Raw genomic sequence first — 24,149 nt, 5'->3', positions numbered from 1 at the left:
GCGTAAGGCTTCCCTAAAAAAGGTATGTGTGTGTGTGTATAGTGTGCAAATGCCTATGGCTTTATTCAAAACTGAAACTTAGCGAGCATAGTACTCATGCTGCAGCTTTATGTAAAGCTCATGTAAATCAGACGCTATACGTGAACACTCTTCCAAACTCAACTGCACTCCGTTTTGCTTTACAGCGGCCAACTTCTGGTTACGGCTAGCGTATTGCCCATAGCCCATCAGTCGGATTCGGATCGAAAGCCACAGGGGCAAAAGGGCTTCCGAAAAACTTTCTTCATCGAGCTCAACAAAATATCTGTCCTTATGTAAGAGGCGGGACTTAATGTCCCCCTTTCCGACTATAAGGCAATTGATAATTGAATAGAGCTTCTCATAGATCTCACATGAGGAAGTTGTATTCATTTAGACTATCACAGTTATTGGTAGGGTGGATTTCGTAATCCAAAGCAATATCTGTAAATAATTCTAAAATGGCAAGATTTTTGATGTTACTTTTATTTTAATGCATCTATCGAGGCTCTGTAGTCGCTAAAGCCCTGAATGTCTCTCTCTTGTGTATAGCATCACCATACTTCTTCAGGCAAGCTGTAAGTACATACAGTTTTTTCTTGTAATGCTCCCCTGCCTGTACCTCTACCAATGATACTATTTCATCTCTCTTTACGACCAATACCTTAGTCTGCTTTTTCAAAAGCACAATAATTCCATCTCTCATCCCCTTTTCTAATTCGTACTCCTGGATCTGGTTATATAACAGCGGAAACCGGTCGTCATACGATGCCAGTATAGATCCCTGAAACTCTCCAAATGTATTATCGAAAATTTCCTCACTATCAGCCCGGGCCGCCGCATAGGAAGTCTTAACAGGTAAAGGAGAAAAGCCACTCTTTTTGACGCTCAGATACGCAGTTGTAAGACCAATAATGGCACAAAATAACAAGGCCAGCTCTGTCGTAGCGACCTTGGTTGGGGGTATTTTTTGATTCATATGGTGATGGCGGGATATATGTCTATTCAGCACTCGAATTGTTACTAAATATTCAAAAGATACTCAGAACACTATTTTTATTCGATAACCTCCGATTACAACAACCTGAAGCTATATATGTTCTGAATAGTCCTGTAAAAAATCCGTCAAGTATATCGATATATACTATATGTACCAAAAAATCTTTTTAAACGGTAATTTATTTAAATGAAAGGCAGGCTCAAGAGAAGTATAAGGGACTAAAAGCCTGCCATGGCTCTTCACATTGTGAAAGCATATAGTACCAATTAATAGTTAGTAAGTACTATTACTGGTGATAAGTCGAAAAAGATAAGTTACCGGCAGGAGAAACTGCCCGGTTATACGACTCTGCTCCTTTTAACTCAGCACTAACCGCTACGTAGAGATTGTTTATTTTCATAGCCAATTCATAACATTCCTGCTCTGACATCTGACTAATAGTATACATGATCTGGGTTTTGAGTACAGCCTCTTTTACGGCAAAAGGATCTTTCAGACCACTCGCCTGTCTAACTATATTCTTCCAGGTCAGAAAGAGATCATCCGAAAAATATTTAGGCTCCAGTATCTGGAAATAAGCCGCATTGATTAAGAATGCTTTCTGCAAATCCTGATAATGCAAAGCGAGTCCTTTTATAAACTTCTCTAATTCAACGAGGAGGTAAATATTTGATTTTCCCATAGATTAGTTGCCAGTCTATTATAAATAATAAACTTAATAAAAAATAAGCAATATCAAAGTATATCTATTTCTACAAATATCAAATCATTTTTAGGACAATATTACTGACTTACAATCAACACACAAAAGAGATGAGTTGTTTTCCATAATAGCAAATACATGTAGTCAACGGTAAGACCACCGCCGTAGGTTTACCTACCGCACAAGTACTTTCTTTACTACTACGCCCCTGGTATTGCTAATTCGAAAAATATAAAGTCCTGGTACCCAGTTTTGAATATCCACTACCGCCTCCTGATTGGCCTTAACCGGCAGTGGTTTAGGCAGCATAGTGATACCCTGCAGATTATATACTTCCACCTCTGCATTAGTATCCGTTGTTATATATACGTAGTCAACAGCCGGGCTCGGAAATACCTCGGCACGCCAGGTGAGACCCGGCTCAGGAGCGGTAATAGTCACAGGCAGGATATTGGTCATCAGGCGCAGTCCTCCGGCGTTTGTACCTATGGCAAGGTCAGGTTTGCCATCACCGTTATAATCGGCTACGGCAGGATACAGATAGGTACCCAGGTAAGGCTGTATGGTACGATCTAGTACCGGGTTCTCTACCAGAAGGCTATCATGCTTGCTCCATTTCCCCCATTCACCAGAATGAAATATCTTCATGGTTCCACTCTGATCGGTGGTTAGCAGATCAGGCTGGCCATCCAGATTTATATCTTCTACACCAATACTTACAAAGCGTCCGCGGTAATTAAATGAAACATTAGCCAGTTCGTCGGTCTGTAGCTGGAATACCGGCTGACGGGCCGTGCCGGTATTGAGGTAGTAAGCGATATTACCCTGGGTCTTTCCAACGATCAGGTCCAGGTCGCCATCCCGATCAACATCATAAAAATAGGGTGAATCGCCGGGTTGTACTTCGGCGGGCAGTACCAAGGTTACGGCCTCGGCGGCATTAAGCTGAGCGGCGGCCCCACGCGAAGCACGATTAGGCATGTACCGATACTCTGTTCCTTTGAAGGTAACCCCTGCAAAGCCCAAATCTGGCACACCATCCCCATTAAAATCAGCCCACTGGGGGCGCAGGTTTGTAATCTGCAATGATTCCGATAGCGAGAGGTAGTCTTCGGAGGCCACTTCATAGCGCGGCTCACGAGCTGTACCTACATTACGTAGGTACCACATACTTGCCCTAAATCCATTGCCCTTACGTACTCCCCCTGTTCCAATGAATAGGTCCAGATCACCGTCACCATCTACATCAAAAAAGGCCGGGGCGGCATTCTCGCCGACATCTATCATCTGATCCTGAAGGAAACCTTTCTGACGCAGCACGAAGTCTGGATTTGTAGCCGTACCGTTGTTGTGGTAGTACCAGCCGGAGGCCCGGAAGTCCATCAGGTTTCCTTCGTTGGCATACACATTAGGAGCAGCCAACAGGTCTTTGACACCATCGAAGTCTACATCTTCCAGGTATAGGGCCGGAAATATGGTAAAATCAATGGGATCTTTAGCCGGGAAGGTGGTACTAAAGCTGGTGTAGTTGGCCACCCGATTGGTACCCTGATTGACAAGATGCATTATATTATTGCAAGTGACGTGGCCCAGTAGCATGTCTTTCTTTCCATCCCCATTCAGATCAAGTAGCAGCAACGCATCTCCGGAGTGCATGACCCGGGCAGTTGCATCGGTACTACTGCCGAGGCTCTCAAGCGAACCGCAATCAAGACCAAACTGAAAATCATTGCAATGCTCCTTTGTAAAGTTTCCCCAGCACACGCCATTCCGGATAAACTCAAGACTATCCGGTACGCCGTACTTCTCCATACTCATGTTCTGATGCATCTCCGCGTAGTGCCCCAGCATCTCAAAAGTGACAATATCAAGGTCTCCGTCATCGTCCACATCGGTAAGGGCCGGTATATCGGTAGCCGAGACCAATAGATTGATTCGTCCCGAGAAGCCTCTGGAATACAGCAGGGGCTTGGCCAGCTTCCAGGTCCAGGAAGTACCATTCAGCTCCTGACGGTACACCTGTACTCCCTGTGGGGTATGGGTGAAGAGATCTTTATGTCCATCCTGATCGTAATCAACGAGCAGCATCCAGTTTTGCACGAAGGGGAAGCGCGCTTCGTAGGCGGGGGCATATCGAAAGGCTTTGGTAGCCGGATCAGCCAGAAACGTAGTGACTTTATTATTGGTACGATCAAATACTACCAGATCCTCTACGCCGTCATTGTTCAGATGCATTTTGGAGAATTGACCGGCGTTGAGTCCGCCCGCCCACGGGTTCAGCAGAGGCTTGCCCTGGTAGCTAACCGGCGTTAGGGTATCTGTCCGGAACCAGGGCGTCTGAGCCTGTAACCTGAAGGAGACCTGAAGAAGTATAAATAGATACAGGAGAGGTATTCTCATCGTTGAAGAATATTCATGTATTTTTGGACCTACGAATAAAATCAGGTTTTGGATGACCTGCTTTAAAATAAACGAAATTTACCGCTATTTGGTCTTAGCTACTATTCTATAACAATGTCGACTACTACTGCCGAACTATACCAGGTATACCTGAAACACCGGACGGTATCCACTGATACCCGCAAGATCGAGCCTGGCTGCCTCTTCTTTGCCCTCAAAGGAGATAAATTTGATGGAAACCTCTTTGCCTCCGAAGCCCTCACCAAGGGAGCTGCCTACGTAGTCGTGGACAACCCGGAGGTAGTGCAGGATGAGCGCTATGTACTGGTGGATGATGTACTGCTGGCCCTGCAGGATCTGGCCCGCCACCACCGCCGTACATTTGACTTTCCGGTGATAGGCCTGACCGGCTCCAACGGCAAGACTACTACCAAGGAATTAATAGCCGCCGTACTGGCCATGAAATTCAGAACCTACGCCACGCGTGGCAACCTTAATAATCATATAGGAGTCCCCCTTACCTTACTGGCTATTGACCCTGCTAAATATGAAATGGCGGTGGTAGAAATGGGCGCCAATCACCAGCAGGAGATAGCCCTGCTCAGCAGCATTGCCGAACCCTCGCATGGCATGATCACTAACATAGGCAAGGCGCACCTGGAAGGTTTCGGAGGAATCGAAGGGGTTCGCAAGGGAAAAGGTGAGTTGTACGACTTTCTTTCTAAAAAGAAGCGGACTGTATTTGTAAATGCACAAAATGACACCTTGATGGAAATGGTCAGCAAGCGTCATGCTTTTAAAGAAATTGTTTTTTATCGCTCAGAGAATGGTGCCGTCAATCCTACCCTACTGGAAGATACCCCACAAGTAGTCTATCGGGGCAACAACGGCAAAACCGTGACAACGCACCTGCCGGGCAGCTATAACTTTGACAATATGTGCGCAGCCCTGGCCATAGGTATCCATATGGGTGTAGAGGAAGTGGATGCTCACGAAGCCATTGCCAACTACCAGCCTGATAACAACCGCTCACAGGTAATTCAGAAGGGCTCTAATACTATTGTACTGGATGCCTACAATGCTAACCCTTCGTCCATGGTGGCTGCCATTGGTAACTTTACTCACCTCAAAGCCCAGCGCAAAATGGTGATCCTGGGGGATATGCTCGAGCTGGGCGACGAAACCGAAGCGGAGCACCTGGCACTGGGGCAGTTGATCGCGCAGGGAAACTTTGACCTGGTTATACTGTCCGGAAAACTCATAGCACACGCCTTACCGCCCCTGCCCAAGGCCTACTATTTCCCGGATAAGTTTTCACTGCACAACTGGATCATGGATAATCCTCAGCAGGATACGCATATCCTTATCAAAGGATCGCGGGGTATGGGGCTGGAAAGTGTAGTGCAGTTTATATAAAGTACCTGCTTTTGGGGGAGATGTAAGTATCCCAAAGTATTTTAAGAATTATTCTTCCTAATCAGCCAGCTACTGTACCAGTACCTAACAGACTGCCATTCTTATCCATATTAAGAATGGCAGTCTGTTGCTTTACTTATTTGATAAGTACTATTATTCCCAAGTACTGTTCTACTAGCTTCTTTACGACCTACATTCTTCTCATTACTGACATATATCACTTCCTGCTTTCCGTTTAACATTTTCCAGGAATCATACTATGCACTGACTTGGGAGTCTCTGCTGTGGCCTGTAACTTTGCATTCGTTAAAAAGTGCAAATCTTACAAACTACTAATCATGAGAAACTCAATTATATCTGTAGGTTCGGTTTTCCCTGAATTCAAGAAAACGGCCGTTGTATCCCTCGAAAAAGGTCAGGAGTTCTACGACATTACTTCAGAAGACCATAAGAATGCCGGTAAGTGGATGGTGATGTTCTGGTGGCCTAAGGATTTCACATTCGTGTGCCCTACCGAAATCGCTGAATTCAACAAGCACGTGGAAGACTTCGCTGATCGTGACGCGATCCTGATTGGTGCTTCTACTGACACTGAGTTCGTTCACCTGGCCTGGCGCAAAAACCACGACGACCTGCGTGGCCTGCAGTTCCCAATGCTGGCTGATACGTCGAAGTCACTGGCCGAAGAACTGGGTATCCTCGAAGCCAACGAGAAAGTAGCGTATCGTGTAACGTACATCGTAGATCCTCAGGGTATCATCCGTTGGGTATGTGTAAATGACCTGTCGGTAGGCCGTAACGTTAATGAAGTGATCCGCGTACTGGATGCTCTGCAGACTGACGAACTGTGCCCCTGCAACTGGACAAAAGGCGAGGCTACTATTGAAGCTTAATCTTTCGTAAAGGCAGAAACTATACCGGGGGTGGCCACAAGCCTCCCCCTCTTTTTTAACTCTCATTTAACCAGATCAATACCATGTATCCATTCGCAGCCGCGACCAACCCGAAGGAGTCGCTATATAAGGAAGTAAACCTTCCGACTGATTTTGAAAGCGTCTTGCTGGACAAGCTCGCCAAGCAGGACCACCGTTACCTCAAGGACCTCAAGATCAACGTAGGTAACGTACTCAAGTCACAAAACCTGAACCGTAAGGAAGCCCTCCTGCTGGCCCTGGGTGTAGCTATCAACGAGAAAAGCACGGCCCTGATCGCTGCTCTGGAAGAGCTGGCAGCCAAAGAAGGGGCCGACGAGAAGGAACTGGCCGAGGTAGCTTCGTGCGTATCGTTGCTTAATGCTAACAACGTATTCTACCGCTTCCGTCACTTTGTGAAGAAGGAGTACTACGAAACTACCCAGGCAGGTATCAAGATGAGCATCATGATGAATCCGGTCCTGGGTAAGGAGTTCTTCGAACTGCTAAGCCTGGTAGTGTCGGCTCTCAACGGGTGCGAACTCTGCGTTACCTCACACGAGCAGTCGGTACTTGGCCACGGGGGTACCCAGGCTCGCATCTTTGACGCTGTACGCTTAGGCGCTATCTTCAAGAGCTTCTGCGTATTGTTGTAATAGGTAGTATATCCCAAGCTCAAAAAAATGGCGTCAATATTTTTTTGTTCTTATCTTGTTATTCGTCAAGAAGATTCCTGCCATAAAGTTACGCACGTATGAAACCAAGACCTTACCTCCTATTGCCTTTGCTGTTATTACTCCTTAAGCCTGCTGCCAGTATTGGTCAACTATGCCAGGAAGTGAAGCTGCATAACGATCAACAGCGAAATTTATTAATGGAGTATATACGGGAATCTTTCCAGAAACGGTATTACTTGGGAGATAAAGGAGTGGTACATTTAACGAAGTCCAAGGATCTTATGGGGAGGGAGACGTGGTACCTACGGGCTATCATTGATGACCGATACCGGGACAATCCTCCCACGCAGTGGGCCTCCTTCAATGGGTACGTAGTCCTTATTTACAACCAGGATCATCTATCGGGACCCTTGACTGATAGTCAGAAAGAAGAGTTGATTAGTTGCCTGCAGGAGGTCATTCAGGATAGGCTGTACATTCGTCCTCCCAAGCAGGATAGATGGTACAATGCAGAAGAGAAGCCTGGAGTACCTATTCGTCATGCCAAAACTGGCGAACCGCTAAGAGTTAAACAATTCAGAGTTCAGGGTGGAAATGTATACAACGAAAAACAGATTACTTTCTATCCTGATGGTACCTATACTATAGCGATACCGGTATGATGGGATAGCCGGATACGATCCCCGAGGCTCCCGCCAGTTTGCAACTGGCGGGATATATCTGGCAAGTCTTTGACTTGTATGCCCAGCGGTAACTACCCTACTACTACCTATCTGGGAGTAAGGCACAAAGGAAATTGGTTGATGCGCCAGTCATAGACTTTATTAATAGCATAAGCCGCCAGTTGCAAACTGGCGGCAGCGAGGGGTATACTGTTATAAATTAAGAAAAGGACAGCCTAGTGAAAGCTGTCTTTTTCTTTAAAGTGACCCTAGACAAAATATCTGTAAAGCAGTTATATAGCTGATGATCTTTCTAGAGCTTTCTGCTGCAGTAGAGGTATATTAGATAATATATCCAATTTTAGGCTTCATTAGGCAATTTTAATCTACATTTCTTCCAAATATTAGTCTTAGCTGGTACCTTTGTCAATATTCTGACTAAAATCACTATACTGATATGTCAACTTCAACACAAACGTACGTTCCGTACAAAGTAAAAGACATTACACTGGCCGAGTGGGGTCGTAAAGAAATTACCCTGGCTGAGGCTGAGATGCCCGGTCTGATGTCAATCCGTGCCGAGTACGGTCCTCAGCAGCCGCTGAAAGGCGCCCGCATCGCCGGTTGTCTGCACATGACTATTCAGACTGCGGTACTGATCGAAACCCTGACCGCCCTGGGTGCCGAAGTTACCTGGTCTTCCTGTAATATTTTCTCTACGCAGGATCACGCCGCTGCCGCTATCGCGGCTGCCGGTATCCCGGTGTACGCCTGGAAAGGCATGAACGAAGAGGAGTTTAACTGGTGCATCGAGCAGACGCTGTTCTTCGGTGAAGAGCGCCAGCCTCTGAACATGATCCTGGACGACGGTGGTGACCTGACCAACATGGTATTTGATGTATATCCTGAGCTGATCCCTAATATCAAGGGTCTGTCAGAGGAGACTACTACCGGTGTACACCGTCTGTACGAGCGTCAGAAGAAAGGTACGCTGCACCTGCCTGCTATCAACGTAAACGACTCGGTAACGAAGTCGAAATTTGATAACAAGTACGGCTGCCGCGAGTCACTGGTTGACGCGATTCGTCGTGCCACTGACCTGATGCTGGCTGGTAAAGTAGCCGTGGTAGCGGGTTATGGTGACGTAGGAAAAGGCTCGGCTGAGTCACTGCGTGGAGCCGGTTGCCGCGTACTGGTAACCGAAATCGATCCTATCTGTGCGCTTCAGGCTGCTATGGATGGCTACGAAGTAATCCCTATGGACGAAGCGGCTGAGCGTGCTAACATCTTTGTTACGGCTACCGGTAACGTTCGTATTATTACGGAGCGTCACTTCAAGAAAATGCGCGATAAGGCTGTAGTATGTAACATCGGCCACTTCGACAACGAGATCGACATGGCATGGTTGAACCAGGCGTACGGTCACACCAAGTCGCAGATCAAGCCGCAGGTGGATATGTACAACATTGATGGCAAGGATATCATCGTTCTGGCCGAAGGCCGTCTGGTGAACCTGGGCTGTGCCATGGGTCACCCATCATTCGTGATGTCATGCTCATTCTCTAACCAGACACTGGCGCAGATCGAGCTGTGGACTAACTCACAGAGCTACGAGAACAAAGTATATGTACTTCCTAAGGTACTGGATGAGAAGGTAGCTGCTCTGCACCTGGCTCACGTAGGTGCCCGTCTGGAGACGCTTGAATCTGATCAGGCTGAGTACATCGGTGTAACGCCTCAGGGTCCGTTCAAGCCGGATACGTACCGTTACTAAGAGATTACAGTACATAGTAAAGTCTATCAAAAAAGTCCCGGCCACTTGGCCGGGACTTTTTTGATAGACTTTACCGCCTGGATCAGCGTCTGACCAGATAGCGGTTGCCGGCAAAGAATCGATTGCCGAAGTAGAGCACGAAAGTTTGTTCAGGATCTTTCTTGCTGTTACAGACCAGCGTCAGGTTATGAACGAATATACCTTCTACCCATATACCCCGCATTATGGTGTATCCAAAGTGAAAGAAATTGTCTTTCTTTTCTTCAACCTCCGTTACAATAAATTCCCCCTGACGGGCCATTGAGTCCTGACATTCCTTTACGGGCAGTTCCATCATCAGATAGCGTCCATTGCTATAATTAATCTGGAAATCTGAGTTGCCCATGCGGGACCTGAAATACGTTTGCTGCGCATACACCTGACTGCCTCCGACGAGGCAGGCTACTAGAAGTAGTTTTTTAATCATACAATCACAGAGAGGGTAATATATAGAGTGGGTATTTGTTATGCTGTCAGCTCCTTTACCTCCGGCGCCTCGGTCTACAATGTCATTATGATTCTATCATAGCTGATCAGACATCATGCTACCTCAAGAGCAATAGCCGATAAGGTTTCGAGGGTAAACGTTATTTTGTATTCTATAGGGCTACAATAATTATAACAGGAAGGCTCTCCAGTAATGGCTGTATATACTTCTCATCCGCTTCAAAGTATCTACTTTCTTTACTGAGGATAGTCCAATCGTTTATGAGTCTGTCACACCTCTGTTATTGTCGTCACAATTTACACATAGGTTACTTCATGCCATTATTTAAGGCATTAAAATTCAATTAAATGCAATGGGCTTTAGTACTGGAAACATATCTAGCCGGTACTTTATAAGCTCAATCATTCCTATACATTCATCGTGCCAGTTTTTCTGCTTTTACTACTGAAGGTGTGTAGCCAATACGGTGTGCTATTAAATATAAAGTGTCCCCCTCTATACTAAATGGCCCGGTATATACTGACCAGGGACCACTGTTGGTAAAACGGTAGCCGATGGAAGCACCCGGTGTAGCCGATTTTATGGCAACGCGCTCCCCTTTTCTCTGTACAACCGGAGTAGCCGTCACAGGAGCTCCCTTGCTTAGATCACTGGTTCCCCACCACTTCCGGACCATATCCATTTCGGGCATATCGCCGTAGTCACCGTAGCGTTTTTGCCATTCGTCCATCTTTTTCCGAAGCTCGTTGAGTTTGGCCTGCATCTCCGGCTTCTCAGCCAGGTTAGTAAATTCCATCGGGTCAGCCTCACAATCGTAGAGTTCTTCTTTGGGCTTGGTCTGGAACCACCGCATCTGCGTCCTATTCAGCTTGCCTTCGTCCCGGAGCCGGATAATATCCTGCATACCCGGCTGTTGCAACCGGTACTTGATATTCTGGTAGAAAGGTTTCTCGGGCTGATAGTTGCGAATGTACTTGTAGCGTTGGTCCCGCACAGCTCTTACCCGGTCAATCTCCGAATCCATCCGGTCACGGGCTGCGTAGATGTACCGCCGGGGAGTTGTAGCCTTCTGGTTTCCCAAAAACGCCTGCCCCTGCATGTGCTTCGGGATGGGTACTCCGGCCAGCGACAGGGCGGTAGGAGCAAAATCCACAAAGCTGATCAGCTGACTATCCGTAGTACCGGCACCCCGCTTATCCGGAAACCGCACGATGAGAGGTACTTTGAGCCCCCGGTCGTATACTTCCCGCTTTACAAAGGGGAGGCCGTCGCCGTGGTCACTGTAAAAGAATACAATGGTATTATCGAGCAGACCATCTTCTTCCAGTTGCTCCATTACCTCTCCTACCTGCGCATCCATTCGCATCACGTTGGACTGGTGGCGGGCTATATCGTGCCGTACCTTTGGGGTGTCTGGGTAATATATAGGTACTACAACATCCTCCGGCCGTACCAGGAGTGGCTCCTGCTCCCGCGACCATACCTGCGACTCGTGCGTAGTAGTGAAGTTAAAAATAGCGAAGAAGGGCTTTCCACCCGATTTCGACTTTGTACCATTTCGCCAGTGCGCGCGAGGGCTGCTCTCATCCCAGGCCGTTACGGGCGCTTCAAACTGATAATCTTGCTTGACGTTATTGGTGCAGTAGTACCCTGCCTCCCGCAGGTACTCCGAGAAACACTTCACCCCCTGGGGCAACACCGCTGAATAAGATACAAAGCCAGCCGGGTAGTCATCTTTAGCATTGGCCGAAAGCGCCAGCGTACGCATATTCTGGGTACCAATGGAGGTCTGGTACATACCTGTAATCAGGGAAGAGCGGCTAGGAGCACATACGCCCGATATCGAATAGGTGTTGGTATAGCGGATACCCTCCGCCGCCAGCCTGTCGGTATGGGGTGTGCGGGTAAGCTTACTGCCGTAACTGGCCAGATGCTCCGGACTCATGTCCTCACAGGTAATCCATATGATATTCGGACGTGTATCGGCCGGTTGCTGAGGCAATCTAAAGGCCAGTCCGGCAGCCAGTACTACTAATAGCAGACAGTATTTCATATAAAAATGCGGGGGATAATGAGCAGATCTTTAAATACCCTAGTAAAGGGTTTAGACAGACGGCATTTACTCTTAACTCAGCCTCTGTGCAGACTTTATGTTTTATATTCCTGGTGTTACGTTTATCTATTATTAGTACTTCATGAATGATTCATTGCGTCAAAGCGTTATCTTTGCGTAAATAACCGAACATCCTTTATATAAGTAAGATATGAAATTTGGAGTAGTAGTATTCCCGGGCTCTAATTGTGACGACGACGCCGTATACGCTTTGCAGCATAACCTGGGCCAGGAGGTAGTTAAGCTCTGGCACAAAGACCATGACCTGCAGGGCTGCGACCTGATCGTACTGCCTGGTGGTTTTTCTTACGGTGATTACCTGCGTTCGGGAGCTATTTCCCGCTTTTCGCCCATTATGAATGAGGTGATTCAGCACGCCAAACGCGGAGGCTACGTACTAGGTATCTGCAATGGTTTTCAGATCCTTTGTGAAGCCGAACTGACTCCGGGCGTTCTGCTGCGTAACAACGGCCAGAAGTTCATCTGCCGTAATGTGCATCTTAAGGCTGAAACTAACAACTCTCTGCTGACCAGCGGTCTGGATCTGGACAGAGCTTTCAAGATACCCATCGCTCACGCTGAAGGACGCTACTTTACCGATGCTGATTCGCTGAAGCGCCTTAACGATAACGATCAGGTACTGTTCCGCTACTGCGATGAGAATGGTACTATTACCGACGCAGCGAACCCCAATGGTAGCCTTGACAACATAGCCGGTATCTGTAACGAAGGTCGTAATGTATTCGGGATGATGCCTCACCCTGAGCGCGCCGCGGACTGCGCCCTGGGCAATACCGATGGAAAGCTTATCCTGGAGCAGGTTCTGAATGTACTGGTGTAGCTATTAGTTGTTAGCTTTTAGTTATTAGCTAGTAGTTCTTATATAACAGAAGAGGGTGAAACGATATCGTTTCACCCTCTTTGCATTTCAATGTTAAATAGCACTGTCAGTCCAATAAGAAGAAGCTAACAACTAAAAGCTATCGCAGATCCACTACCTCTACACCAGGATACTGCTTGGCGTTGAAGGCAAAGAAGGTATCAGCTACGTTAACATTAGGCTCGAAGCTATCTACTTTGTAAGTCACACGCTGACCATTCTTCTGGAAGATCTTCCAGCTCTTGATCGACTTATCAGCTTTATTTACCTGAATCTCTACTTTAGATACCTGACCATTTTTATTGGTCGTAGGAGTCAACTCTACTACTTCGTAGGTCTGTCCACCCTCTTTTACTTCTTTCAGAAAGTTATACTTAAAGCCATTCTTATAGGCGGTGTAGATCTTGGTAGGGTCCAGTCCACCGGCTTCGTTGGGATCGAAGTCCTGAAGGTTGACCTCGTTGGTTTCCTTGATATAGGTAGCCATGGTGGTACCGTCGTTAAAGATCTCCTGCCCGGCCATTTTTAAGCGAAACTTACTACCTTTTACCGTAGCGTCTCCTTTCATTGGTTTTCCCCCTTCCGGCACATAGGTAAAAGCAGCTTTGAACGCCTTCATGTTCTTATACTTATTACTCATGGCATCCAGTATAGCCGCTGCTTTCTTATCATTCTGAGCCAGTGCGGGGTTAGCCAAAGCGGTCAGAAAACCAGCCATCACCAACACTACGAAAACAATTGTTCTTTTCATGATATACGTATTAATTGCTAAACTTAATTCTACAAATGTCTTTACCTGCTTGTTTCAAAGATTCAGTAGTTTGACAAGCAAAAGTACATGAGGTTTAACGCAGCATCATGCTTCCTTGTTCCAAATAGATCTACGGCGGGAGCCACTAGGCTATAGCCATACTCTTCATGTGCTGCTCCAGGCTCTCCAGATCGTGGAAAAGTACATCGCGGGCCTTGCTTCCGGTAAAGGGCCCTACCACACCAATCACCTCCAGCTGGTCCATAATCCGGCCGGCCCGGTTATATCCAAGCTTCATTTTACGCTGTATGAGCGAAGTACTACCCTGCTGGTGTGTCACGATCAGGCGAGCTGCCTCACCGAGTAGCTGGTCAAAGTCCTCCACATTCAGTTCGGCGCGTCCTTCTCCGCCGTCTTCGCCCTCATACTCAGGCAGCGCGTAAGCCTCTTCGTAGCCACGCTGACTACCGATAAAGTCACATATATCCTCTACCTCGCGGGTATCAATGAACGGGCACTGCAGGCGCACGATGTCGGAGTTGATCGCCAGGAGCATGTCCCCCTGCCCTACCAGTTGCTCGGCTCCACCCGTATCCAGAATGGTGCGGGAGTCGATGCTGGACGTAACCCGGAACGACAAACGAGCCGGGAAGTTAGCCTTGATGAGACCGGTAATAACCTTGACCGAGGGGCGCTGCGTGGCCAGTACCAGGTGAATACCTACAGCACGCGCCAGCTGGGCCAGACGGGCAATGGGCGTCTCCACTTCTTTACCGGCGGTCATCATCAGGTCGGCCAGCTCGTCTATGACCAGTACTATATACGGCAGAAACTTATGCCCCTTTTCCGGGTTCAGGCGCCGCTGTACAAATTTGGCGTTGTATTCTTTAATGTTACGTACGGCTCCTTCCTTCAGCAGGTCATAGCGCGCGTCCATCTCGATACAAAGCGAGTTCAGTGTATAGATTACCTTCTTAGTATCCGTAATGATAGCCTCTTCGCTGTTAGGCAACTTGGCCAGGAAGTGACGCTCCAGCTTGTTGAACAGGGTAAGCTCCACCTTCTTGGGGTCGACCAGTACGAACTTGAGCTGTGAAGGGTGCTTCTTATAGATCAGCGAAGCCAGAATTACGTTCAGACCTACTGACTTACCCTGACCGGTGGCTCCAGCCATCAGCAGGTGGGGCATCTTGGCCAGGTCCGCAATGTGGATTTCGTTCGAGATGTTTTTGCCCAGTACTACCGGCAGGTCGTAGTTGGCTTTCTGGAAGCGCTCGCTCCCCAGTACCGAACGGATAAATACGGTCTCCCTATTCTTATTAGGTACTTCGATACCGATGGTACCACGGCCTGGCATGGGCGCAATAATACGAATACCCAGAGCCGCCAGGCTTAGCGCGATGTCTCCTTCGAGGTTTTTGATCTTGGATATACGGACGCCCGCCTCGGGTATGATTTCATACAAGGTTACGGTAGGTCCGATGGTAGCTTTGATCTTCGAAATATTAATACCGTAACTACCCAGCGTTTCTACGATGCGATTCTTGTTGCTTTCCAGCTCCTCCTGCGATACCTTCTCCTGCTGGTTCTCGTTGATTTCATTCAGCAGCTCTTCGGTCGGGAACTGGTACGAAGGCAGATCAATGGTAGGATCATAGTACCCGGCTTCGCGCAATATTTTTTCACTGATATCTTCTTCTTCATCATCCGGAGGCAAGCCCAGAGAGGGAGCCTCATCTACCTCCAGAATAAGCGGTGGTTCCGTGGCCACAACGGGCGACTCATCTAGGAAGAACCCTGCGAAATCCTCAGGCTCTAGCGGCTCTTCTACCTTAGGAACGACAGCTTTGGGCTGTACCTCCACAGGCAGTTCTTTTTCTACCGGGGCTTCTTCCGATAGGTCACTATCTGCTACACCATTAGTCGGTACAGTACTGACCGGTGCATGATTGGTAGGTATCTCCTCCTCGTAGGTATACTCTTCCAGGGGGCGGTAGGGAGCTACCGGAGCCGGTGCGGGTTGTACCTCGGCATCGTCTCCTGTGACTTCGGCATCCGCCGATGGATAATCCGAAGCATAGGTATCTGACTGTCGACCTACTTTCTTTTTAAGATCAATAGATGTGACATTGTAGAAGTACACCACATAGAGAAATAGAATAAAGGCGATAGCCAGTATACTTCCCCACCGTAGCAACCCAAAAAGTAAGGTATTGACTTCATAGCCAAAGCCACCGGACAGGAAGCTCAGGCTTTGTTCGGTACCACTCATGAGTACTACATACCCCATCAGCATACTAACCCAGAGGGTATAGAAGATCACTTCCTTGGTAGTACGGGCCAGGGGCAGCAGCTCAGAACGAAATACAAGCTTCCAACCCGACAGAAAAGGGACTAGTGGCAGGGCCAGGGCGGCTACACCAAACCAACGGTACACGAATATATGCGAAGCCGTAGCTCCGAACAGCCCCAGCGCATTGCGGGTCTGGCGTCCGGCGTCCCGGATGGGCTCCTGACCTAGGCCGTCTACTACGCTCTGGTCGGCGGTGCCGGTAAAAATATAGGATAGAAAAGAGATTTCGAGCAAAAGCCCAATCAGCATAAAAAACATGCCCCAGGCCAGCGAACTTCTAGGACTGGAGATAATTCCCCTCCAGTTCAGCGAGAACTGAAAGCCGGATGAGGACTCCTCCTTCTTTTCCTTCGGGCGATATGAATTTCCTCGGGGTGTTTTCTCGGGCATTGTAGCAATAATAATTTACAATTTTCTCTCTAATCGAAACGTCATATCAGGCGCGAGGCTCAGCAGCCGAGACCAATGCTTTGCAGATACGGCGGGCCAGTCCCGGCCCTTCGTATATAAAACCGGTATATACCTGTATCAGGGCGGCTCCGGCTCCAATTTTTTCCAGTGCATCGGCAGGAGATGCAATTCCTCCCACACCAATGACAGGGAAGGCATTCTCCGATTTAGTACAAAGATAACGAATTACCTCACTGGAACGGTATTTAAGCGGTTGTCCACTTAGTCCCCCCGCTCCTATTTTCTCTACCGCTTCGGTCGGTGTTTCCAACCCTTTACGGACTATGGTCGTATTGGTCGCGATTACTCCCGCGATCTTTGTCTCTTTTACTATATCAATAATATCATCCAGCTGGCTCAGGTTCAGGTCAGGCGCTATCTTCAGGAAGATAGGCTTGGCCTTAGGCTTGGTCAGGTTCAGGCTCTGCAGCTCCCGAAGCAGGTGCATGAGTGGTTCTTTCTCCTGCAGATCACGTAGTCCGGGTGTGTTGGGCGAGCTCACGTTGACTACAAAGTAATCTACTACCTCGTACAACTCATGAAAGCAGGCGATGTAGTCATCCAGAGCCTGCTCGTTGGGCGTCACCTTGTTCTTCCCAATATTGCCCCCTACCAGTATATCCGACTTACGCGCTTTAAGTTTAGCGGCAGCTACCGCCGCTCCCTTGTTATTGAACCCCATGCGGTTGATCAGAGCCCCATCGGCCTTCAGACGGAACAGACGCGGCCGGTCGTTGCCGGGCTGCGGGCGGGGTGTAACGGTACCTATCTCTACGTACCCAAAACCAAGCGCCGCCATTTCATCTACCAATTCGGCATTTTTATCAAAGCCCGCGGCCAGTCCTACTGGATTCCGGAACCGTAGTCCGGCTACTTCCTGTACCAGGGATGGATGCTCATAAACAAAGAGCTTCCGCATCAGACCGGGCATCAGCGGCAAACGATAAAAAAACCGGAGGGCATCGCACACAAAGTGATGAACCTGCTCGGGATCAAATTGAAAGAGGAGGGGGAGCAAAAGACGTTTGTACATACCGCAAAAATAGAAGGTTCGGAGGATGTGGATACGATTGGCAGACTATTTATTTTCGGCTTGAGTAGTATGTTTCCCCTATAAACACGGGGCTTTTACTAAGGCTGAAGCCCATTGCTTTTAAAAGCAGCTTATTAGCCTCTCCCCTGACTCTTCCAGGTAAGTATACCATCCGGCCGGCCCTGTGACATCAATAGTACCTATCCTACTTATAATCCTCTATATACTAAAGCGCCGAAGCGCCGCCTATCACTAAGCGGTGCTCCGGCTTGTCTCTATCTACCTCAGCTCCTTTTGGCTTCAAGGGCGGCATCAATCTTGTACTTCAGGTGCTCCCGGTGCGCACGGGTAGCCGCATCGTCCGTTTTAGCCGCAGCAAGCATCGTCTGGATGGCTTTTAACTGGCTGAATGCGGTGGTACGGGCTATATGGTCGTACTCGCCTTTGCCCTGCATGATACCAGCCAATCGGTCTACGTACTCCTGCTGCAGATTCTGACGCATAGTATTGACTGATTTGCTCATATCTGCTTTGAAAATAGCCTCGGTAAGGTCACTGGAAAAGCTATGCAGGTTGTAGTCGTTGCCGTAGAGCTGGGTGTTGGTAATGCGCTCCCACACGTTTTTGTGCATGAGCTGGTTCAGCAAGTCCTGGTGAATCATCAGAATACGGGCGTGAAGCCGCGGATCTTCGTTGTTCCCGAAATGATCAAAGCCCCGGCGCTGCGCCTGCAGGTACGGATAGATACCTTCCGGTACGTTGAACGCGTCGGGAGCAAAGCCCAGCTCGGCCAGTGCCTTCATGGCCCGCTTCTGTTCACTTGCAGGTACGGGAGTAAAGGGCTGAGTGGCCCCGCTCTGGTTGTTGTAAGCCCGGTCTACATAGACACCGCCAATGTACCGGCTGATGATGCGCAGGCTGTTGGCCTGCTCCCCGGTGAGTACCAGGTAGGCATTGCGTAGCTCATGGAACGACTGATCAGTAGTAATGAGCTTCTTCCTGAGGGTGGGATATGCCTTCTTCACCAGTTCCACCCGATCCACTGAATAGCCAATGGCATCCCCTGACATGTCATTGATCATGACCCGGGGATCGATACCTTTGCCGGGCGCACGCATGTCATCGGCATCATTGCCGAACATCAGAGCCGGTTCGGTAGAGCGGGCCAGTATCCGGCGTAGCTGCGCCTCATCAGCAGGAGCATAGCCGTACTCAATAGCCCACAGGTCGTAAGGGCCTGGCTGGGTGGTGTAGTAGTAGCCCTGCTTCGCCCGGTCCAGGCTGTAGTTAACCGCCGGGTAGTCCATTACGGAACCGGTAAGCCCTAGCTGTTCGGCTTTGGTACGGTCGTGGATTTCCTTGTAGTGGATCATCTGGCTGGCCTTCATGTTGTGGTTTAGTCCCAGAGTATGGCCCACCTCGTGCAACACCAGGAAGTACAGCGACTGCTTGAGCATCTCGTCTTTTTCCACCTCAATACCTGAGCCACCCAGAGCATCCATCATCTGCATACCGAAGAGGTTGTTCTGGTGTAGGGTATTACTGAGCGTACAGAAATGTTTGTCTCCCAAGTGCTGTACCTCGGCTTCTTCCAGCCCTAATGCTGCGCTGTTAAATACCTTCCCCGACTGCAGACGATTGGTAACAAATACGTACTCCAGCATGATATCTGCTCCCAGTATCTGTCCGGTGCGTGGGTTGACAAAGCTTGGGCCGTAGCCTCCAAAGGGAGGTATGGGTGAAGATGTCCAACGGAGTACGTTATAACGCATATCACCGGCATCCCAGGTCGCGTCGTCCGGCTGCTCTTTTACCACCACGGCATTTTTGAATCCGGCTTTCTCAAAAGCTTTGTTCCACTGGAGGGTAGCAGCCTTGATAGTCGGTCTCAGTTCGAGTGGCGTAGTATTCTCTATCCACCAGACGATGGGCTCCACCGGCTCTGACAGGGCGGCAGCTGGGTCTTTCTTGACCAGGTGCCAGCGGTGAATCAGGTCACGGTAGGGCGTTACCTCCGGACTGGTCATATCCGTCACCTGATCCGTAAAGTACCCTACCCGTGGATCGTCGCGGCGTGGCTGGTAGTCGTTCTGTGGCATCTGGATTAGACTGTGCTGTACCTTTACGACCACGTTACGGCTGTCGGTCACGGCACTGGAGCCATACTTGACCGGGTATGGGTTCTCAAACGCATATTCAACCACGATATCCGTATTCTCCGGGTAATTTCGGATGGCTGAGGTCTTGGTCTTTTCTTTACTCAGTTTTCCCAGATCAAACGACTGCCCGGGTTTGCTGTTGGGGTTAGGCGAAGGCTTGATCTGCCCCAGTACTTCACCTAAGAAAATATCGTCCGCCTTGATCAGAAAAGCTGTCTTATCATCATTTTGCGCTTCGATTTTCTGACTGGCGATGATCGGACGGTTGATGTTGGCTCCTTCGGCCCGTTTGAGGGCATTATCCTTATCGAAGTAGAAGGAGGTATTTTCTCCGATAAACTCCATACGGTCAAAGTAGCGCCGGATCGAGAAGACTCCATTATCACCATATGCTCCCCGGAAGTAGCCTGCATCAAGTACCCCATCCGCAACATGATTGAAGTAGACATACTCCTTATCTACCTGATCGTTGCGTACCAGCAGGTAGGCTGTTCCGTTGGTGGTATCCTGGTACATGGTAAAGAGGCCCGGGTACTCCTTACATTTTTTGGTAACATCAGCGAGTTTTTTGGGAGGGGCGTCTTTTTTGTCGGAGGCGGCCGCCGGAGCCTCTTTTTCCTCTTTCTTCTTCTTTTCCTTACGTGCTTGTGCGTGAGCATCAGTAAGTGGGACCATTACTACGCAGGCTGCCAGCGTGGCAATACACACACCTGTTTTGAATAGTGTTGACATAGGGTACAGGATTTAGGTATAAATTATGATACTAAATAATGCGCTATGCACTTGCTGATGCGGCCATACGACAAACAGCCCTGCCGGTCCGTGTCAGAGACCGGATCACATCAGAAGTGGAGTAAGAAGTGGAAAATGGGAGGTAGGTATAGATCTAAATGATCCTGGCACTAATTATCAATGCAAAGCTGAATCTCAACCAAACTAATGCAACGCTAATTTCAGGAATAGAAGTAGCTTGCCACCGCACTTAGTCACATGCCTGTACAGCTAAGCCTGGGGTCAGAACTCTGATAGTAACCAACGCTTAGCTATTTGCCTACTAATATATTACTTGTTTATTCGTATTCAAATAACTACCCATTTTTCCTGACAGCTATGACCATTTATGAGCAGGTAGTCCAGCAGGAGTTGCACCAGTGGCAACACAAGATGCAGAAGCCACCTTCGACAGCCAACCGGCTGGCTAAGGCTATGCAGCGCCGAATCAACCGCATCATACCCGATAAGGTACATCAGGCCGTGACGGCTACCATTAAGCAGATGACCCGGGCGGTACTGTACGGAGCCGGATTTACTACCCGTACCCCATCCACCGACTGTCGACTACAAAGCTGTGAAGCCGCCGTACGGCAACGTATTGATTTTTATAAGAAAGCCGGGGCTACCGAAGGAGCCGTAACGGGAGCGGGAGGTTTCTGGCTGGCGGTAGCTGACTTTCCGCTCTTGCTGGGTATCAAGATGAAGATGCTGTTTGAGATAGCAGCCCTGTACGGACACTCGGTGGATGACTACCGGGAGCGGCTTTTTATCCTGCATATCTTTCAACTGGCGTTTTCGAGTCAGGAGCGGCGGCGCGAAGTATATCAGCAAATCGCGAATTGGGATGAGCAAAGCAAACTACTTCCCGAGGACATTAATCAGTTTGACTGGCTTACTTTCCAGCTCGAGTACCGCGACTATATTGACCTGGCTAAGATGGCACAGCTGATACCCGGCGTGGGAGCCGCGGTAGGGCTGGTGGTTAACTACCGGCTCATCGACAGCCTGGGTACTACGGCTATGAATGCCTACCGGATGCGCTGGCTGGAGGCACGGGCTAAAGAAGAAAAGCTGCCTCCTCCACCGGGGAGTAAGCAGCTTTAAGTAGTCGATAATCCAGTAAGATGTTAGTCTTTTTTCAGAATAGATACCGAGTTGATACAAAACCGTAGCCCTGAGGGAGGTGGACCATCCGGAAACACGTGCCCCAAGTGGCAGTCGCACACATTGCACATGACCTCCACGCGGCGCATGCCGTAGCTGGTATCCATCTCGTACTTGATCACATCCTGCGACACCGGCTCCGTAAAGCTAGGCCAGCCCGTACCCGACTCAAACTTCACGGTAGAGTCAAACAGGGGGGTACCGCAGCACCGACAGGCGTACAATCCAGGATCATGGGCTTCGCAGTACTCCCCCGTCCAGGCGCGTTCGGTTCCTTTTTGGCGTGTTACATAGTACTCTTCTTGCGAGAGCAGTCCTTTCCACTCCTCTTCTGTCCGTTCCACCCGGCGTGGTGGTTCAGGATTTCCTTTGCTGGCGTAATCCAGCACGTCATTCCAATTCATATCGTTACTGGTAGGTTTATCATTCCTGACTGGTTTAGACTCACAACAACCAATTAGCAAATCTGGTTTGAAAACAGAAAGGGGAGCCTCCTGACAGCTCCCCTTCCGCGTCACTTCCAATCTATTATTTCTTGGCAGCCTTTTTCAGCGGCCACTGGTACTGAAACTGGTCATTGATCGGAGCGCCAAAGTAGTTGACCTTCATCAGGTCCAGGCGCTTCTTGTGTACATCCCAGCGCTTGCTGAAATCTTCGAAGTCTTTCTTATCCTTAGGCGTCCAGCCTACCTCGGCCAGGGCAACGGCCCGTGGCCATACCATATACTCCACATAGGCAGGTGTTTTCATGTACTCAGTCCATACGTTACCCTGTACACCCAGTATGTACTTAGCCTCCTCGGCCGACAGCTCCGCAGGGGTAGGCTCATACGAGTATGACTTAGCCAGGTCAGTGAAGCCACCGAACGCTACGGGCTGGGTCTTGGGATCGGCCTGGTAGTGGTCGAGGTAGCAGTAGCCGCCGGGCGTCATGATGGCCTGGTGGTGTTCTTTAGCCGCGGCAATACCTCCTTCGGTACCCCGCCAGTTCATCACGATGGCATTGGGTGAAAGACCCCCTTCCAGTATCTCGTCCCAGCCGATCATCTTGCGGCCTTTGGACGTAATAAACTTGTCAATACGCTGGATGAAGTAGCTCTGCAGCTCGTGCTCATCTTTCAGTCCCTGCTTCTTGATCAGCTCCTGCGCAAAGCGGCTTTCTTTCCACTGCTTCTTGGGAGCCTCGTCGCCTCCGATGTGGATGTACTCGCTGGGAAAGAGGCCCATCACCTCCGTCAGGATATCCTGCAGGAACAGGAAGGTCTCCTCGCGGGGCATGTATATATCATCATATACTCCCCATTTAGTACCTACCTCATAGATCTTATCGGGATTATGACCGTACTGCGGGTAGGCTGCCAGGGCTGCCAGCGAGTGGCCGGGCATTTCGATCTCAGGTATTACATTCACAAAACGATCCTGCGCGTACTTAACTACTTCACGTATTTCATCCTGGGTATAGAACCCGCCGTAGGGCTGTCCGTCCCACTTCTGATCGCCATAGTGACCTGCCATGGTTTCCTTCCGCTTCGAACCTATTTCGGTCAGTTTAGGGTACTTCTTGATCTCGATGCGCCAGCCCTGGTCCTCGGTCAGGTGCCAGTGGAACTGGTTCTGCTTGTGCAAGGCCAGCAGGTCGATATACTTCTTAACAAAGTCAACGGGCATAAAGTGACGAGCCACGTCCAGGTGCATACCGCGGTACTCGTAGCGGGGTACATCCTTTACACTCACCGCCGGAATAGTCCACTTTACTCCGCTCACCGGCTGAGGGCTGAATACCTCTACGGGCAGCAATTGAAGCAACGACTGCATACCGTAGAAAGCACCTTTGGCAGTATTGGCCTCAATAGTTACCTGCCTGGGTGTTACATTGAGCTTGTATCCTTCTTCCCCCAGTGAGGCATCTTTAGAAGGCTGAAAGGTGATAGTACCTTTACCGTTCGTCGTCTTTACTTTCATCCCACTGGCCGTTGTCAATTGATCCGCGAACATACGGGCTACATGACTCCAGCGCTCATCGGCGGGAGCTCCTACGGTAGTCCGGAAGGTAATAACCAGCTCACCTTTACCCGGTGTTAGCTGCGAAGGCTTGGGCAGGATGTGGTACTGTGCCCAGGCTGCCGTCAGGCTAAGGCAGAGGAGCACAGTAGTAATAATGTGTCTCATTGAATAGATAAAGAAAATATTATTAAAAAATTTTAAAATATATTCAAATTAAGCCTAGATTGCTTAAAAAAGCTATCATCTTGCTTTTTTTATATTTTTTCATTCGCCGGCAGGTTAAGATTCTGTTAAACTATCCTTATATACTCAAAAACTTTACAACGCAAAACCAAGTATACATCAGGAGATATAGGAGAGAAGGGACTGGAGACGGGTATAGGTCGGAGCGAATATGTAACCAACTATAAAAATACAACA

The 24,149-nt window shown here is 48.9% G+C and carries 18 protein-coding genes; 7 read left to right on the top strand and 11 right to left on the bottom strand.

Annotation, left to right across the window (positions count from 1 at the left end):
• Positions 1-517: 517 nt before the first annotated feature.
• The 3 genes from JUB14_RS24495 to JUB14_RS24485 form a co-directional block, all read right to left on the bottom strand.
• Positions 518-997, bottom strand: a complete 480-nt coding sequence (locus tag JUB14_RS24495) for a hypothetical protein (protein WP_207509496.1) — start codon at positions 995-997, stop codon at positions 518-520.
• Positions 998-1,304: 307 nt separating this feature from the next.
• Positions 1,305-1,700 (bottom strand): hypothetical protein, encoded by a 396-nt coding sequence (locus JUB14_RS24490; protein ID WP_207509495.1) that lies wholly within the window; start codon positions 1,698-1,700, stop codon positions 1,305-1,307.
• 195 nt (positions 1,701-1,895) lie between these two features.
• The gene (locus JUB14_RS24485) at positions 1,896-4,121 is read right to left on the bottom strand and encodes a T9SS type A sorting domain-containing protein (protein ID WP_207509494.1); all 2,226 of its coding nucleotides are present in this window, start codon (positions 4,119-4,121) and stop codon (positions 1,896-1,898) included.
• A gap of 114 nt (positions 4,122-4,235) precedes the next feature.
• Between JUB14_RS24485 and JUB14_RS24480 the strand changes: the two genes are divergently transcribed.
• The 5 genes from JUB14_RS24480 (at position 4,236) to ahcY (ending at position 9,561) form a co-directional block, all read left to right on the top strand.
• Positions 4,236-5,537 carry a UDP-N-acetylmuramoyl-tripeptide--D-alanyl-D-alanine ligase gene (locus JUB14_RS24480; RefSeq protein ID WP_207509493.1) on the top strand — a complete coding sequence of 434 codons (1,302 nt, stop codon included), beginning with the start codon at positions 4,236-4,238 and terminating at the stop codon, positions 5,535-5,537.
• 338 nt (positions 5,538-5,875) lie between these two features.
• A complete protein-coding gene (locus tag JUB14_RS24475) occupies positions 5,876-6,430 on the top strand; it encodes a peroxiredoxin (RefSeq protein WP_207509492.1) in 555 nt (184 codons plus the stop codon).
• 83 nt (positions 6,431-6,513) lie between these two features.
• Positions 6,514-7,104, top strand: coding sequence for a carboxymuconolactone decarboxylase family protein (locus tag JUB14_RS24470; RefSeq protein ID WP_207509491.1), 591 nt, complete (start codon positions 6,514-6,516; stop codon positions 7,102-7,104).
• A gap of 98 nt (positions 7,105-7,202) precedes the next feature.
• Complete coding sequence (locus JUB14_RS24465; RefSeq protein ID WP_207509490.1) at positions 7,203-7,787, top strand: hypothetical protein; 585 nt, start codon at positions 7,203-7,205, stop codon at positions 7,785-7,787.
• 457 nt (positions 7,788-8,244) lie between these two features.
• Entirely contained in the window at positions 8,245-9,561 is a 1,317-nt protein-coding gene (gene ahcY / locus JUB14_RS24460) for an adenosylhomocysteinase (RefSeq protein ID WP_207509489.1), read from the top strand.
• 82 nt (positions 9,562-9,643) lie between these two features.
• Here ahcY and JUB14_RS24455 read toward each other — a convergent pair whose 3' ends face one another.
• Positions 9,644-10,027 carry a hypothetical protein gene (locus JUB14_RS24455; protein ID WP_207509488.1) on the bottom strand — a complete coding sequence of 128 codons (384 nt, stop codon included), beginning with the start codon at positions 10,025-10,027 and terminating at the stop codon, positions 9,644-9,646.
• A gap of 436 nt (positions 10,028-10,463) precedes the next feature.
• Positions 10,464-12,101 (bottom strand): sulfatase-like hydrolase/transferase, encoded by a 1,638-nt coding sequence (locus JUB14_RS24450; RefSeq protein WP_207509487.1) that lies wholly within the window; start codon positions 12,099-12,101, stop codon positions 10,464-10,466.
• Positions 12,102-12,312: 211 nt separating this feature from the next.
• Between JUB14_RS24450 and purQ the strand changes: the two genes are divergently transcribed.
• Positions 12,313-13,002 carry a phosphoribosylformylglycinamidine synthase subunit PurQ gene (gene purQ, locus JUB14_RS24445; RefSeq protein WP_207509486.1) on the top strand — a complete coding sequence of 230 codons (690 nt, stop codon included), beginning with the start codon at positions 12,313-12,315 and terminating at the stop codon, positions 13,000-13,002.
• Positions 13,003-13,141: 139 nt separating this feature from the next.
• On the opposite strand, the gene lolA1 is transcribed toward purQ, so the two are convergent.
• The 4 genes from lolA1 to JUB14_RS24425 form a co-directional block, all read right to left on the bottom strand.
• Complete coding sequence (lolA1, locus tag JUB14_RS24440) at positions 13,142-13,792, bottom strand: outer membrane lipoprotein periplasmic chaperone LolA1 (RefSeq protein ID WP_229368234.1); 651 nt, start codon at positions 13,790-13,792, stop codon at positions 13,142-13,144.
• Positions 13,793-13,937: 145 nt separating this feature from the next.
• Positions 13,938-16,535 carry an FtsK/SpoIIIE family DNA translocase gene (locus JUB14_RS24435; RefSeq protein ID WP_207509485.1) on the bottom strand — a complete coding sequence of 866 codons (2,598 nt, stop codon included), beginning with the start codon at positions 16,533-16,535 and terminating at the stop codon, positions 13,938-13,940.
• A 46-nt stretch (positions 16,536-16,581) separates the two neighbouring features.
• Positions 16,582-17,628, bottom strand: a complete 1,047-nt coding sequence (locus tag JUB14_RS24430) for a quinone-dependent dihydroorotate dehydrogenase (RefSeq protein WP_207509484.1) — start codon at positions 17,626-17,628, stop codon at positions 16,582-16,584.
• Between the two features lie 284 nt (positions 17,629-17,912).
• A complete protein-coding gene (locus JUB14_RS24425) occupies positions 17,913-20,519 on the bottom strand; it encodes a zinc-dependent metalloprotease (RefSeq protein ID WP_229368233.1) in 2,607 nt (868 codons plus the stop codon).
• Between the two features lie 378 nt (positions 20,520-20,897).
• On the opposite strand from JUB14_RS24425, the gene JUB14_RS24420 reads away from it, so the two are divergent.
• Complete coding sequence (locus tag JUB14_RS24420; protein ID WP_207509483.1) at positions 20,898-21,665, top strand: EcsC family protein; 768 nt, start codon at positions 20,898-20,900, stop codon at positions 21,663-21,665.
• Between the two features lie 23 nt (positions 21,666-21,688).
• On the opposite strand, the gene msrB is transcribed toward JUB14_RS24420, so the two are convergent.
• Both msrB and JUB14_RS24410 read right to left on the bottom strand, forming a co-directional pair.
• Complete coding sequence (gene msrB / locus JUB14_RS24415; RefSeq protein WP_207509482.1) at positions 21,689-22,129, bottom strand: peptide-methionine (R)-S-oxide reductase MsrB; 441 nt, start codon at positions 22,127-22,129, stop codon at positions 21,689-21,691.
• A 124-nt stretch (positions 22,130-22,253) separates the two neighbouring features.
• Positions 22,254-23,894, bottom strand: coding sequence for a beta-N-acetylhexosaminidase (locus JUB14_RS24410; protein ID WP_207509481.1), 1,641 nt, complete (start codon positions 23,892-23,894; stop codon positions 22,254-22,256).
• Positions 23,895-24,149 lie beyond the last annotated feature (255 nt).

The organism is Telluribacter humicola (genome assembly GCF_017355935.1).
GTDB classification, from domain to species: domain Bacteria; phylum Bacteroidota; class Bacteroidia; order Cytophagales; family Spirosomataceae; genus Telluribacter; species Telluribacter humicola.
The sequence above is the reverse complement of the archived record's forward strand: the minus strand, read 5'-3'. Positions and strand labels throughout refer to the sequence as shown.